Below are 14,229 nucleotides of genomic sequence, written 5' to 3' on the forward strand. Positions count from 1 at the left end.
ATGATGGCGGACGGCTTTGATCTGGCTGGGTCGCGTGGTTGCATGTCGGTGGGTGGCAATAACTCGCAGGCTGGGCGGTGCGACGTTGATCGTTCGTGGCTGTCGCTTGATTTGTCGATCCATCCCGCTGGTTCTGGCTCCGTGCTTATTCCCGTGAGCAGCGGCAGGAAATCACGGTGACTATCGCTGCGGCGATGACATCGAATGCACGTGGTGATCGGGCAAGGCGGGGCGCCTCTGCTGAAAGTTTTTCGTGCGCGCGATCCTTTGTTTTCGCGCCGAGGTTGAGAGCGCGGTACACGCGCGTATCGCTGGCGCCGGGCGGATGTGTTGCCGGGCGCGGTTTTTGTGAAGGAGTTCGTGCGTGAGCACTTTTCGCCCGTTCTTAGACGAAGCGTGTGTCGACGCCCATCGTGCTCGCACATGGCAGCGCATGGGGCGGGCCCTGTTCGTTGTCCTGGTGGCGATGCTTGTGGCGACCAACGCGCACGCCGATGTCGACGGCCAGCCGAGTGTGGCGATTTACTACGGCAACGATGTGCCCGTGGATATGCTCGCGCAGTTCGACTGGGCCGTGGTCGAGTCCGAGCATATGCAGGAGGGCCAGCTCGACGCGCTCGAGCAGTACGGCACGCAGGCGTTCGCCTATGTAAGCCTGGGCGAAGCCGAGCACTGGCGCGCCGGCGAGAGCCTGCCCAGCGAGGCACTCAAGGCACGCAATGAGGGCTGGAACAGCCAGGCCGCGGATCTTACCCAGAAGAAGTGGGGCGATTACATCGTTAATGAGCGCATTCGCCCGCTCTGGAACCAAGGCTACCGCGCGCTGTTTCTGGACACGCTCGACAGCTACCGGCTGTTTGCTACCGACGACGAGGCGGCGGCAGAACAACAGCAGGCGCTGGTTGCTCTGATCAAACGCATCCGTTCGGAATTCCCCGGTATCAAGCTGCTGCTCAACCGCGGTTTCGAGGTGCTCGACCAGGTGCGCGGAGATATCGTCGGCGTGGCGGCCGAGTCGTTGTACCAGTCGTGGGATGTGCGCACGCAGAGTTATCGCGACGTCAAGCCCGAAGACACGCAGTACGTGCTCGACCGGCTGCGCGAAGTACGAAACGACTACGGCCTGCCGGCAATCGCAATCGACTATGTCGCCCCGGCCGACCGCGAGCTCGCCCGACAGACCGCGCGCCGGATTGCTGACGAAGGCATTGTGCCGTGGGTGAGTAACGGTGCGCTCAATCAGGTAGGCGTGGGCTCGATCGAGCCGATGCCGCGCAAGGTGCTCGTGCTCTTCGATGCTTCGGAAGTCGAGTACAACGAGGTCGCGTATTCGAACGCGCACCTTAATATCGCCATGCCGCTCGAGTACCTTGGGTACGGCGCAGTCTATAAGGATGTGGACAGCCCGCTGCCGGAAGATACATTGCGCGGCCGCTATGCCGGTGTGGTGAGTTGGCTCAACGGGCGCGTGGGCGCGCAGTCCGCCTACCGCGACTGGCTTCTCAAACAGATGCGCGATGGTGTGCAGGTGGCCATGTTCGGCTCGCCCGGCATTCCGGTGACTGGCGAACTGTCGGATTTGACCGGGTTGCAGGTGGTGCCGTCGATTTCCGACGAGGGGCTCGAGGTCGTCGACCATGACGATATGCTCGGCTTCGAGGGCATGCCGAGTACGCCGGCCACCAATGAAACCGGCTACGAGCTGATGAATGACGGCGTGACCGCGCATCTGTCCATGCGCGACGGCAACGGTGCGAAGTTCGTGCCGATCGCCACCGGCAGCTGGGGCGGGGTGGCGCTTTCGCCGTGGCTGATTCAGCAGGGCATGGCCGATCAGGCGCGCTGGATTCTCGACCCGTTCGCATTCTTGAAGCGGGCCCTGGCGCTGCCGGATATGCCGGTTGCCGATGCCACCACCGAAAACGGCTCCCGCTACTGGATGACCGAGGTCGATGGCGACGCGTTCATGAACCGGGCCGCGTTCCCCGGCAACCCGTTCACCAGCCAGGTCATGCTCGAGCGCATATTCAAGCAATATCGCGTGCCGACGACGGTCTCCGTGATCGAGGGCGAGCTGTCGCCGGAAGGGCTGTATCCGGAGCTGTCCAGCCAGCTGGAGCCTATCGCGCGCGAGATCTTCAAGCTGCCGTGGGTCGAGATTGCATCGCATACGTTCAGCCATCCGTTCGACTGGCCGGCGTTGAAGGAAGGCGATCTGGCGGGCGAGGGGCGTACGGCAGCCGGTTTTGCCTACAACCTGCCGATCGAGGGCTACCGGTACTCGCTGGAAAAAGAGGTGGCCGGCTCGACCCGCTATATCAACGAAAACCTGGCGCCGCCGGGCAAGCGTGTTACGACGCTGCTGTGGAGCGGCAACGCGCTGCCGCCAGAAAAGGCGCTCGCGATCGCGGATCGTCTGGGGCTGGAGAATCTCAACGGCGGCAATACGCACATCATGTCGGATAACCCGACGCTGCTCGACGTCACCCCCATGTTGCGGCCGCAGGGCAAGCACATGCAGGTGTATGCCCCGGTCATCAACGAAAACGTCTATACCAACGACATGACCGGGCCCTACTGGGGTTTTCGGCGCGTGATCGAGACGTTCAAGCTCACCGATGAGCCGCGGCGCCTCAAGCCCATCGACATCTATTACCATTTTTACTCCGCCGGCCGCCCGGCCGCGTTGAATGCGCTCAAGGATGTCTATGCCTATGCGCGCAGTCAGCGCACGCTGCCGCTGTTTGCCAGCGAATACAGCCGTATCGCACGCAACTGGTATGACGCTGGCGTCGCCCGTCGCCTCGACGGTGGCTGGCAGATCACCGGGGCCACGCATATGCGTACCCTGAGGCTGCCGGCATCGCTGGGTTGGCCGGACATGGCCGCGTCCAGCGGCGTGGTCGGTGTGAGCGATTTGCGCCCCGGGCGGTATGTGTCGCTCTCGGGCGAGCCCCGGGTGACGTTGCAGCTCCAGCAACGCGAGCCGTCGACGCCGTATGTGCGGCGCTCCAATGGCCGTATCACGCAGTGGCGTAACGCCGGCGGCGACGTAACCCTGGAGATGGCCGCCGAGCACGTGCCGCTGGAGATCGAGTTGGCCGGTACGACGGGTTGTCGCGTCTCGGCAGACGGCGCATCGCGTCGGGGTGGGGGCAATACCGTAACGCTGCGCTATACAGGCAGTACGTCGGGACCTGTAAGGATCGACTGTGGCTGAACACAAGCAAGAACAAGACCCCCAGAAACGCACCCGTTTTGTCCGGCCGCTGACGCTGCTGATCATTACGGCGGTCCTCGTGGTGGCGCTGGTGCTGTTGTTTCCCGCGCGCCGCTTTCTATCGCTGAGCCAGGACGACACCGGCAAGGACGATCCCTCCAGCGTTTCGATCACCTATCTCGAAGCGCTGCTGGAAGCCAACCCCGGCGACGACCAGCTGCGCCTGAAGCTGGCGCGCCAGCTCGCCGCCGCCGGCAACATTCCGAGGGCGCTGGAAGTAATGCAGCCGCTGTCGGACAGCACCGACGCGAATGCACGCTGGCTATATCACCAGATTTCCTGGCAGGCATTCAACGCGCTGCAGGCCGACGACCCGCGCCGTGACGCCCAGCAGGGCGAACTGATCGCGCAGATGAACGCCCTCGAGCGCAGCGAGTCGCTGACCGCCGACCAGCTGGAAGTGCTTGCCGCTCGCTGGCTGGAACTCGGGCGCCCGGCACGAGCGGCCGATCTTTATGAACGCCTGGCCGCACAGGATCCGGCGCGTGCCTACGACTGGTATGGCGAAGCCGCGCGCTGGTGGCTGGCCGCCGACGCGCCCATGCGTGCCGCGCAGGCCTGGCAGTCCGCCTTTGCGGCGACCGACGACGAATCCCTGCGCCGCGATGCCGCGCTCGCCGCGCTCGATGCCGCGCAACAGACCAACGACGGCAGCGGCCTGCGTATGGCGGGCGAATTCATCGACGCTTACCCGGACGATCCCACCTTCCTCGATATCGGCATCGAGATGGCGCTGGCGAACAATCGTCTGGCCCAGGCCCAGACCTGGTCGCGGCGCTATGTGCAGCTGCGCCCGGACGACGAGCAGGGCCTGGAGCGGGATGCCCAGATTGCCCTGGCACGCAACCAGCTCGACGAGGCGTTGGCCGGTCTGCAACGGCTGGTCAATCGCAACCCGGATAACATCAGCCTGCGTGCGCAGCTTGCCCAGGTACAGCTTTGGGCCGGCCGGCCGGCGGCTGCGCTGGCCAACTACAAGTGGTTGGCGCAGCGCAGCAGCTCCGACGAGTACGATATTCAGATCATCGATCTCGCTACGGATCTCAACGATACGGCGGCGGTGCTCGCGGCTCTGCAGCGCATCCAGTCGCGGCACCCGTTGACCACGAGCCAGCGCCGGCTGCTTGTGGATGTGCTTAACAGCGAGGGCGATCCGGATCGCGCCATTTCGATATTGTCGAACTGGGTGAACGAGGGTTCGCCCGACGAGGATCTCTGGGTGCGGTTGGCCCGCTTGCAGGAGCTCAACGGCGACCTGCCGGGCGCGCTTGCCACCTGGAACGAAATCGCGTCGCGCTTTGGCCGCGGCCTCGAAGAAAGCCAGGCGCGTGGCCGCCTGTTGACCCGCCAGTGGCAGGTCGACGAGGCGCTGGCGGTAATGACGTCGCTGCCTAACAAGCCCGGCACCGCCACCGATCAGGAAGTTTTCTACTGGGAAACGGTTGGCGAGCTGGCATGGAACCAGAACCGCCCGGCGGTGGCCCGCGACGCCTACTATCAGCTTTATCTCGGACGCAAGCTCGACGATACGGGCTATCTGCGTCTGGCACAGACCGCCGTGGTGACGGGGCGCATGGACATGGCCATGGAAGTGGCCCGTACCGACTGGCGCGAGAACCAGCACGGCGACATGATCGTGACCATGCTGGCCGCGGCACAGCGCGAAAATCGGCCCGACCTCACCCGCGAACTCATCGCCATGGCGCAGACGCGGCCGGCCGTGTTCGAGCAGTCGGCCGACTATTGGCAGCTCTACGGCGATTACCAGTACCAGCAGCGCGATCTCGCTCGCGCGCGCCGCGCCTATCTCAAGTCGCTGTCGCTGGCGCCCGACGACGCCGGTACCCGGTCGGCCCTGCTGGCGACGCTGGCAGACGGCGGCTATACCGACGAGCTGGCGCGCTACGTCAATGCCTGGTCGGACGATGCCAAGAACGACTCGCGGCAGTGGCCGGTGTTCGCCATGGCCTACAGCCGGTTGGGCCAGACGCGTACGGCCCTGCCGTGGTACGACCGCGCGGTACAGCGCGACCCCGATAATTACCTGCTCGTGCTCGACTATGCCGATGCGCTCGAGCGCGGTCGGCGCTTCGACTCGGCCCGGCGCATGCGTGAATATGCGCTCGTCGAACTGCGCCCGCGGCTGATGAACCACCTGCAGGCGCAGGGTAAACTCACCCGCGAACAGCGCGAGCAGGATGGCCGCATTCTGTCGGTGCAGGCGACCATGCTCGGGTCCGACGAAGGTCGCGACTGGCTGCGTCGGGCCCTGGACGGGCGCAGCGGTGACGAACTCACGCCGACCGATGTCGAAATGCTGTTCGGCTACTATCTCAGTGAAGAAGAGCCGGCGTATTCGCGCTACTGGCTGCTGCAGGCGCATCGGCGTCGTATCGCGACCGAAGACTGGCAGGAACTCGCGGTTGCCCTGCAGGCCAACGACCAGGTCGCGATGCAGCGTATCCTCGAAGGCTCGCGTCCGGATGGCGGTATCGGCATTGCCGATCGCATTACGGCGTTGCGCCAGCTCGATTACCGGGCCCGCGCCCTGGTGCTTGCACTCGAGCATGAGCGCCCGAACGAACCCTATGTGACGGGTATCGACGTGGTGCCGCGCTATGCCGCCGAGCTGTACCAGACCATGCCGCAGAACTTCGGTACGGAGCTGATCGTTCGCAGCATCAGCGATCTCGATATCAACTCGGAGAGCGTATTCCTGCGCTTGAGCGGCGAGAAGCTGTCCACCCGCGTCGAGCTGGGTGCGCGTCAGCTCTCGGCCGACGACGATCTGGTTGATCTCGACGGTCTGGAAGACGAGCAGTTCGCCAACGTTGTGCTCAACTGGCGCGAGCGTCGCGGCTTGACCACCGTGCGTGTGGGGGCGGTTTCCACTGACGCCAAGGACATTGCCCAGCTGGGCCTGCGTCAGGACTGGCAGCTCACCCGCAACGTCGGCGCTTCGGTGTTTCTGGATATCAACACGCTGGCGGATGACACCGCCCAGCTGCGCGCGCTGGGTCTGCGCGACGATCTGGGCGTGGGCCTGGAGTGGGTGCTCAACCCGCGTGACAGCTTCTCGCTGACCGCGACCTACTCGCAGTACCACTCGCGCGAGGATCGTAACGACCTCGGCGATGGCTACGGTGTGGAAGCATCGTTCGCGCACTCGTTGATGGTGGGGCCGACGCATCAGGTCCAGGCACGGGTATTTGCCGATACGTCGCAGAATTTTCTGGAAGACGATCTGCCCGATGACATGGCTGCACGCCTGCCGGCCGGCACCAACCTCAACGACGTCGTACCCACGCGATATACCTTCCTGGGCGCGGGCCTTTCGTTCGCCCGCGGCATCCCCGGCGAGGAGTATCCGCTGGTGGCGTCACCGCGCTATCAGTTGAATATCGATACCGGTTATGTGCTGCCCGATAACGAGTTCGGCATTAGCGCGAACTTTGCGATCGGCACCCGGATTCTGGGCAGCGACGAGTTGAGCCTGAACGTTGGCGTCGATCAGACCGGCAGCCAGACCCAGGACAACTCGTACAGCGGCTCCATCAAGTATCAGTATTTCCTCGGCCGTTAACGCGCCGAACAAGAACGCTCAACAACGTCACTCGTAGGCAGGGAGAAACCACCACCATGAAACGCTCTACTCTTATCGCAGGCCTGTTCGCGCTTGCCGTCGCCATGCTCTCCGGCTGTGCGGTCACCGATGTGCACCGCAGCCAGCAGCTCGATGGCTCCGCGCGGTGGGCATTGCTGCCGATCGCCAACTATGCGGAAACGCCGCAGGCAGGCCAGCGCGCCGAATCCATCCTGACCACGTTGCTGCACCAGCGCGGTGTGGGCACGCTTACGCCGGCCCCGCGCAGCGATAACGGCGGTCTGCCGGAATTCGACCAGAACGCGGCACTCGACCAGGCGCTGAGCTGGGCCCGTAGCCAGGGCTACCAGTACGGCGTGACCGGTGCGGTCGAGGAATGGCAGTACAAGACGGGCCTCGACGGCGAGCCGGCCGTGGGTATCAGCCTGCGCGTGATCGATATCAACACCGGTGCCACGGTGTGGAGTGCGTCCGGTTCCAAGGCGGGTTGGGGTTATGCCACGGTCAGTGGTACCGCGCAGAAGCTGATGAGCGATCTCGTCGGCGACATGCCGCTTTAAGTCAGATCCGCTTCTAGCCGGCCCGAAAGTACGAAAGGTTGCCTATGGTCACCCAAATCGAAGACGTGAACTACCAGGTGCCACCCATCTGGGTGCGCATGCTGGAAACGGCGGTGCTCACGCTGCTGGTGCCGGTGGCCGGCTGGCTGTTCAATGCCGACGACCCGCTGTTCTATACCAGCGCGTTCGCCTGGCTGATTCTCGGCCCGCTGCTCGCGGGCCTGCGCTATGGCTTCTTGTTCGGCTTTGCGTCGGCGCTGCTTACGGTGGCGCTGATGATGATTGCCGCGGGCACCGGCTGGGAAGATGGCAATCTGCCGATCGAGTACGCCATCGGGGTGCTGCTCACCGGCATGGTGGCCGGTGAGTTCACCGACATCTGGCGGCGCCGTATCACCCAGATGAAGATCATCAACGACTATCAGGGCACGCGTCTTGAAGAGTTCGTGCGCAATTTCCATGTGTTGCGTGTTTCGCATGATCAGCTCGCCGAACGTCTGGCGGCCAACCCGCACAACCTGCGCGACGTGCTGCTTGCTCTCGCCGAGCGATTCGACGTGGTGGAGCCCGGCGACGACATCCTCACCGAGCGGGCCAGCGATCTGTTGAGCTTCATCTCCCACGAGGGCCGCGTGGAGCAGGGCGCGCTTTATCGCGTGGACGAACGCGAACGGGTCGAGCGGGAGCCGCTGGCGTTTATCGGCGGCCGGCCGGCCGATCGGGATATCGCCAGCGATCCGATGGTGCAGGCCTGTATCGAACAGCGCTGCATGATCAGCCTGAAGAGCGAGATGGAGGTCGAACTGCAGAACCGCGCCCAGCCGCTGCTGGCCGTGATTCCGCTGATCGACGTCAACGACAAGATCTGGGCGATCGTGACGGTCTCGGAAATGCCGTTCGTCGAGTTCGAACGCGGCAACCTGCATCTGCTGTCCGTGCTGGGCGGCAATCTGGGCGACATCATCACCGAGGCCTATGCCCGTACCCCGGCCGATGCCGAGCTGGCCCGCTTCCAGTTCGAGCAGCGGCTCAAGCGCTGGTCGCGTTATGCGGCGCGCTACAAACTGAGCTCGCTTCTGGTGGCGTTCGAGGTGCCGGGGCATATCGACGACGTCAGCAGTGCGACGCTCGCCGATCTCATCTACGAGCAGCTGCGCGCGCTCGATTACGCCTGGACCACCGATCTGGGCCACGACTCGAAGCTGATCTACGTGCTCATGCCGCTCACGCCGGAGCGTGGCTCGGCCGCCTATCGCGAGCGTATGACGCTGTTGCTCAACGAGCGCTTCGGTGTGGACGTGGCCGAAAGCGGTCTGGTGTTCCACCAGCGCAACGTCGACGGCAAACAGTCGGCGGCCAATCTGGTCGCCGGTATCCGTCGCCAGGCCGAGCAACATGCGCCTGCTTAGCCTGATCCTCATCCCGCTGGGGCTGCTGATCGAGGCATTGGCGACCTGGGCGTTCGTCATCGGCTGGCACGAGCCGGTGGCGCTGCTCACTGTGGTGCTGGTGCATCTTATTGGCTGTGCCGTGCTGATCGTGGGGCTGTACCTGGCGCTGCCGCCGAACTACAAGCGCCCGGTGGGCGGCGGCTTCGCATTTCTAGCGACGGCCAGCGTGTTTACACCGCCCCTGGGGGCTATCGGGCTGACGCTGGGCATGCTCTCGGGGCTTTATTTCGCCTATCGCGAAAAGCCGAAGGCCTGGGACGCGCTGGCGATCCCCGACCTGCCGTTCCAGCCGGTCACGGTGGACCCGAACGACGTATTCATGCGCGACGGGCTGGCATCGGTACTGACCCATTTCGACGACCGTAACCGTCGCCAGCAGGCGATCATGGCCTGTCGTCATCTGCCGCGCCGCGACGCGGTGCCCATTCTGCGCTCGGCGTTGAGTGATTCGGCCGACGAAGTACGCTTGCTCGCGTATGCCATGCTCAACTCGATCGAACGCGATCTGGAAGGGCAGCTCAATGAGGTGCGCGACGCCATCGCCGCCAGCGGCGATCCGGACGGCGAGCTGCACGAAGAGCGGGCGCTGCTGTTCTGGGAGTTTTCCTATCTGGAGCTGGCCAAGGGCAGCGTCAAGCAGCTCATGCTGACCAAGGCGCGCGATGCGCTGGATACCGCGATCGAGCGCAACGATTCGGCCCAGCGCTCCCTGTTGCGGGCACGAATCTGCATGGAACTTCGTGATTACGACGACGCCGAGGACTCGCTGCGTCGCGCCGAGCGTCTGGGCTTGTCGAGCGACGATGCCGCACCGCGTTGGGCGGAACTGGCGTTCGTGCGCGGCGACTATAACGAAGTGGCCCCGGCACTGGCGCGCATGAGCCCACGCGCGTCCAACAATCCTGTTATGCGGCCGGTGACGGAGTACTGGTTATGAAATGGCCCACCCTGCGCCCGAACGACCCGCCGGCGGACGTCACGCTGTTGCTCGAGGGCACCTATCCCATGGTGCGTGGCGGCGTCGCCAGCTGGGTTGAACAGATGATCCGCGGCCTGCCGCATCGTCGTTTCGCCATCGTGTTCATGGGCGGCAGTGAGGCCGCCTATAACGGCATTCTTTACGACAAGCCCGACAACGTCGTTCATCTGGAATGCCATTATCTGATGGACGCGGGTCAGAGCGTTGACGAGCCACGGCAGTTCGAAGGCAACCGCAAGGCCTTCAAGGCCAGCGACGACTTGCACCAGTACTTCAAGGATCCGCGTAGCTCGGACCCGAACAGCCAGCTGTGCGAAGTCGCGCAGCTGCTGGGCAAGAAGGGCGGCCTGTCGCATGAGGACTTTCTGTACAGCCGCCAGGCCTGGGAACAGATCGTCGATTACTATCGCAAGTACTGCACCGACCCGTCGTTTCTCGACTATTTCTGGTCGGTGCGCAACATGCACTCGCCCCTGTTCATGCTCGCGCGCATCGCCCGCAACCTGCCGCCGAGCCGGTGTCTGCATTCGATCTCGACCGGTTATGCCGGCTTTCTGGGCGCGCTGGCGCGGCATATTCACGATATACCGTTCATCGTGACCGAGCATGGCATCTATACCAAGGAACGCCAGATCGACCTCACCGAGGCCGATTGGATCCGGACCTACGACGACGTCCTCACCCACGGCTTTCGCCACGACGTGAGCTATATCCGGCGGCTCTGGATCCGGTTTTTCGACGGCATTGGCCGGTTGACGTATGCGGCGGCCAACCCGATCACCACGCTCTACGAGGGTAACCGGGAACGTCAGATCATCGACGGCGCGCCGGCGGAACATACCCGGGTAATCCCCAACGGCATCAACATCAGCCGCTTTTCGCCGCTGCGCGAACAGACCCACAAGAACACCGCGCCCATCATTGCCCTGATCGGCCGCGTGGCGCCGATCAAGGAAATCAAGACGTTCGTGCGCGCGATGCGTATCGTCGCGTCGCGCCTGCCGGGCGCCCAGGGCTGGATCGTGGGCCCGGAATCGGAAGATCCGGAATACGCTCAGGAATGCCGCGATCTGGCGGCCCAGCTGGATCTGGGCGGTATCGTGCAGTTCCGTGGTTTTCAGAAGGCGGAAGACGTGTTCGCACGTATTCGCGTGGCCACGCTGACCTCCATTAGTGAAGCGCAGCCGCTGGTGGCGCTCGAGGCGATGGCCTCGGGTATTCCGGTGGTATGTACCGACGTGGGTTCCTGCTACGAATTGGTGCACGGCCATCCGAAAGACCGCGCGACGTCGCTGACCACGCCGGCCGATTCCAAACATGCGGCCGGTCGTATCGTGCCGATCGCCGATCCGGGCGAAACGGCGGCCGCGATCCTGGATCTGCTCAACGACCGCGAGGCCTGGGAGTCGGCCCGCGAGGTGGGCATCAAGCGCGTCGACGAGCACTATTCCGAGCAGCTCATGCTCGAACGTTACGAACATCTATACGCGGAAGCGACCGATCAGCGGGCGCGACCGGTAGCTGCCGCAGGGGAGTAGGGGCATGGCCGGTATCGGTTTCGAGCTGCGCAAGCTGCTACGCAAGGACAGTTATTTCGGACTGCTGCGTGCCTATGGTTACGCGGGCATCATCAGCTCGGGGCCGTGGGTACTGTCGATTCTCGTGATCATGGCCATCGGCCTGCTCACCCTCGGCCTGCTGCCGGATCGCTCGCAGCAGATCTGGCAGTTCCTGGTATCGGTGACCTATCTTGTCGCGGCGTCGCTGAGCCTGTCGGGTATTGCCCAGCTTTTGTTTACCCGATTTGTGGCCGATCGACTGTTCGAGAAGAAGGATGGGACCATTCTGCCCAACCTGATCGGCCTGCTCACCATGATGAACGTGCTGGCCGCGGTCATCGGGTTCGCGGTGCTGTACGCGCTGTTCGACGGTACGCCGTTGCTCTATCGCGTGGAGATGTTCGTCGGCTTTGTGCTGCTGACCAATATCTGGTGCATCACCGTGTTCATCACGGGGATGAAAGCCTATCGGCAGGTGCTTTGGGCCTTCTTCATCGGCTACGCGATTACCTTCGTGCTCGGCATGGCGCTGCGCCGCTACGATCTCGTCGGGCTGCTCGGCGGCTTCGTGGTCGGCCAGGGCATTCTCTTTTACATCCTGCTGTTTCTGGTGCTGCGCTATTACCCGGGCGACAGCATCGCCGCCTTCGATATTCGTCATGCCAAAATGACGTATCGCTCGCTGGCCTTTACCGGGCTGTTCTACAACCTGGGCCTCTGGGCCGACAAATTCCTGTTCTGGTACAACCCGGCCACCTCCGAGCAGGTCATCGGGCCGCTGCGGGCCTCGCCGATTTACGATTTCCCGATCTTTCTGGCCTATCTGTCGATCGTGCCGGGCATGGCCGTGTTCCTGATCCGTCTGGAAACCGACTTCGCCGAACGCTACGACGCCTACTACAACGCCGTACGCGGCGGCGATACCCTCAGCCATATCGAGCTACGGCTCGACCGCATGGTCGAGACGGTGCAGCAGGGCGTTTACGATATCTTCAAGATTCAGGGGATTACCGTGGTCGCGCTGTTGCTGATCGCGCCCTCGTTGATCGACTGGCTTGGCTTTTCGCCTTACTACGTGCCCCTGTTCAATATCGATATCGTTGCCGTGGGCATGCAGGTGCTTTTCATGGCGATCCTCAACGTGATCTTCTATCTGGACAAGCTCAAGATCGCGCTCGGCCTTTGTCTGCTGTTCCTCGTGAGCAACGTGTTGCTGACACTGCTGAGCATGTACCTCGGCGCGATCTTCTACGGCTACGGCTTCGCCATCTCGCTGATGATCTCGTCGCTCGCCGGGCTGGCCTTCCTCGACCGCGAGTTCCAGAAGCTGACGTATCAGACGTTCATGCTGCAGCGTCAGGGCTGACGGATACCGGCGCGGGTGGGCAATCGTCCCCCCGCGCACCGGATCGCTCGCCCAACCGTAGATACCGTCTCAACCATCAAGCGATTTGAGAGGCAATGGCCGGGTCATAAGGTGTTTTATGTTTGAACACGCCGAATGCGATATGAACGAGCTTTCGCATGACGGCGCCCAGCGCTGACAACGCAGGTTTACCGCGCTGTCGCAGGCGTTCGTAGAACATCTTCAAAGCGCGGTTATGTCGCAAGGACGCCACGGCCGCCATGTATAGAGCGGCCCGTAGTTTGGACGACCCTTGTTTGGATAGATGAGGCTTGCCACGCACACTCGAACCCGACTCGAAATGCACCACGGCCAGACCTGCAAAGGCCGCGGCCTGACGGGCGCTGGTAAAGTCCCGGTCAGCCAGCAGACACAGCAGATGTCGAGCCGAGGTCTGGCCGATGCCTGGAATGGAGGCCAGTAGCGCCTTGTCGCGCTTGAGATCCGGATGCTGATCGAAATGATCGTCGATCTGATCCTTGATTCGCCGAATCTCTTCGTTGAGCGATGCAATACAGCGGTCGATGGACTCGAGCACCGGGGCGGCCATTCGGCCGGCCTGTGCTTTTTCGCGCCGGTTGGTCTCTCGGCCGAGCTCGTTTTCGAGCACAGATAATCGGTTGATCAGCGCTCGCAGCGTCGCAACCTCCGGCGGGGGCGGCGTCCATGCTGGCAGCCTGGTCTGGGCGCCGAACAAACACAGTGCACGGGCATCGGCGCGATCGGTTTTGTTGAACAGGCCCATGGCCTTGGCGAAATCGCGCACCCGTTTGGGGTTGGCGATACAGGGCGTACAGCCAAGATCATACAGCCAGTGCGCGGCTTTTTCGTGATACGGGCCAGTGGCTTCCATGACCACGCGAAGCTGATCGGGCGTCGCGTCGAGCTTGTCACATAACCGCTCGACCAGTTCGTGTACGCCGGCCTTGCTGTGGGCGACTTTGCGGTCGTACCACTTGTGCGTGCCGGGACGTTTGACCGCCGCATCCAGGCGGTTTTTGGAGACATCCAGACCGATAACGATCATAGGCACTCCTGCGTTGCATCAAAGCGCGACCCTGTATCGATGCGTGTCGACTTGCCTTGTTCATTCAGACTCTCGGCCACGGCGGGCCGTGTCTTGGCATACCGTCCAGTCTCGACAGCGTGAAGCGCGCCGGGCAAGTCTGATCTACAGAAGAGCAGGCTTTTATGCCTCAGGTCGGCTTCATTCTGCTTGCCCGGCGCATAGCGCCTGGTCGCGTATCAGGCGCTGGGCATCAACATACAAGGTCGGCTTAGGCCGCAGGCCGTAAGCCGACATGAGCGCAGGCACGCAGCTGGAGTGACGTAGGCGAACGGCCGAAACTGCCTTCGTTCCGTGTTGGATTACGCTTGGCTAATCCAACCTA

General features: G+C 63.2%; 8 protein-coding genes. 7 read left to right on the plus strand and 1 reads right to left on the minus strand.

Features of this window, described 5'->3' with window-relative positions; translation table 11 throughout:
• The first annotated feature begins 364 nt into the window (after positions 1-364).
• From ABNU97_RS07230 to pelG, 7 genes are read left to right on the plus strand one after another with little or no spacing between them, the layout of a single operon-like run.
• The gene (locus tag ABNU97_RS07230) at positions 365-3,220 is read left to right on the plus strand and encodes a bifunctional glycoside hydrolase 114/ polysaccharide deacetylase family protein (protein WP_348766082.1); all 2,856 of its coding nucleotides are present in this window, start codon (positions 365-367) and stop codon (positions 3,218-3,220) included.
• Positions 3,213-6,863, plus strand: coding sequence for a tetratricopeptide repeat protein (locus tag ABNU97_RS07235; protein ID WP_348766083.1), 3,651 nt, complete (start codon positions 3,213-3,215; stop codon positions 6,861-6,863). The genes ABNU97_RS07230 and ABNU97_RS07235 overlap by 8 nt, the downstream gene beginning before the upstream one ends.
• 56 nt (positions 6,864-6,919) lie before the next feature.
• Positions 6,920-7,444 carry a hypothetical protein gene (locus ABNU97_RS07240; RefSeq protein ID WP_348766084.1) on the plus strand — a complete coding sequence of 175 codons (525 nt, stop codon included), beginning with the start codon at positions 6,920-6,922 and terminating at the stop codon, positions 7,442-7,444.
• Between the two features lie 44 nt (positions 7,445-7,488).
• Positions 7,489-8,853, plus strand: coding sequence for a PelD GGDEF domain-containing protein (locus tag ABNU97_RS07245; RefSeq protein WP_348766085.1), 1,365 nt, complete (start codon positions 7,489-7,491; stop codon positions 8,851-8,853).
• Positions 8,840-9,832 (plus strand): HEAT repeat domain-containing protein, encoded by a 993-nt coding sequence (locus tag ABNU97_RS07250; protein ID WP_348766086.1) that lies wholly within the window; start codon positions 8,840-8,842, stop codon positions 9,830-9,832. The genes ABNU97_RS07245 and ABNU97_RS07250 overlap by 14 nt, the downstream gene beginning before the upstream one ends.
• Positions 9,829-11,412 carry a GT4 family glycosyltransferase PelF gene (gene pelF / locus ABNU97_RS07255; RefSeq protein WP_348766087.1) on the plus strand — a complete coding sequence of 528 codons (1,584 nt, stop codon included), beginning with the start codon at positions 9,829-9,831 and terminating at the stop codon, positions 11,410-11,412. Before ABNU97_RS07250 ends, pelF begins: the two co-directional genes overlap by 4 nt.
• A 4-nt stretch (positions 11,413-11,416) precedes the next feature.
• Positions 11,417-12,799 (plus strand): exopolysaccharide Pel transporter PelG, encoded by a 1,383-nt coding sequence (pelG, locus tag ABNU97_RS07260; RefSeq protein ID WP_348766088.1) that lies wholly within the window; start codon positions 11,417-11,419, stop codon positions 12,797-12,799.
• A 76-nt stretch (positions 12,800-12,875) separates the two neighbouring features.
• Here pelG and ABNU97_RS07265 read toward each other — a convergent pair whose 3' ends face one another.
• The gene (locus ABNU97_RS07265; RefSeq protein WP_348766089.1) at positions 12,876-13,865 is read right to left on the minus strand and encodes an IS110 family transposase; all 990 of its coding nucleotides are present in this window, start codon (positions 13,863-13,865) and stop codon (positions 12,876-12,878) included.
• Positions 13,866-14,229: the final 364 nt, after the last annotated feature.

It is taken from the genome of uncultured Salinisphaera sp. (assembly GCF_964012375.1).
Lineage (GTDB): Bacteria > Pseudomonadota > Gammaproteobacteria > Nevskiales > Salinisphaeraceae > Salinisphaera.

Bases quoted from the DNA above. Each gene is read 5' to 3' on its own strand.
- ABNU97_RS07240 (WP_348766084.1), top strand. From the start codon at position 6,920: ATGAAACGCTCTACTCTTATCGCAGGCCTGTTCGCGCTTGCCGTCGCC.
- ABNU97_RS07245 (WP_348766085.1), top strand. From the start codon at position 7,489: ATGGTCACCCAAATCGAAGACGTGAACTACCAGGTGCCACCCATCTGG.
- ABNU97_RS07250 (WP_348766086.1), top strand. From the start codon at position 8,840: ATGCGCCTGCTTAGCCTGATCCTCATCCCGCTGGGGCTGCTGATCGAG.
- pelF (WP_348766087.1), top strand. From the start codon at position 9,829: ATGAAATGGCCCACCCTGCGCCCGAACGACCCGCCGGCGGACGTCACG.
- pelG (WP_348766088.1), top strand. From the start codon at position 11,417: ATGGCCGGTATCGGTTTCGAGCTGCGCAAGCTGCTACGCAAGGACAGT.
- ABNU97_RS07265 (WP_348766089.1), bottom strand. From the start codon at position 13,865: ATGATCGTTATCGGTCTGGATGTCTCCAAAAACCGCCTGGATGCGGCG.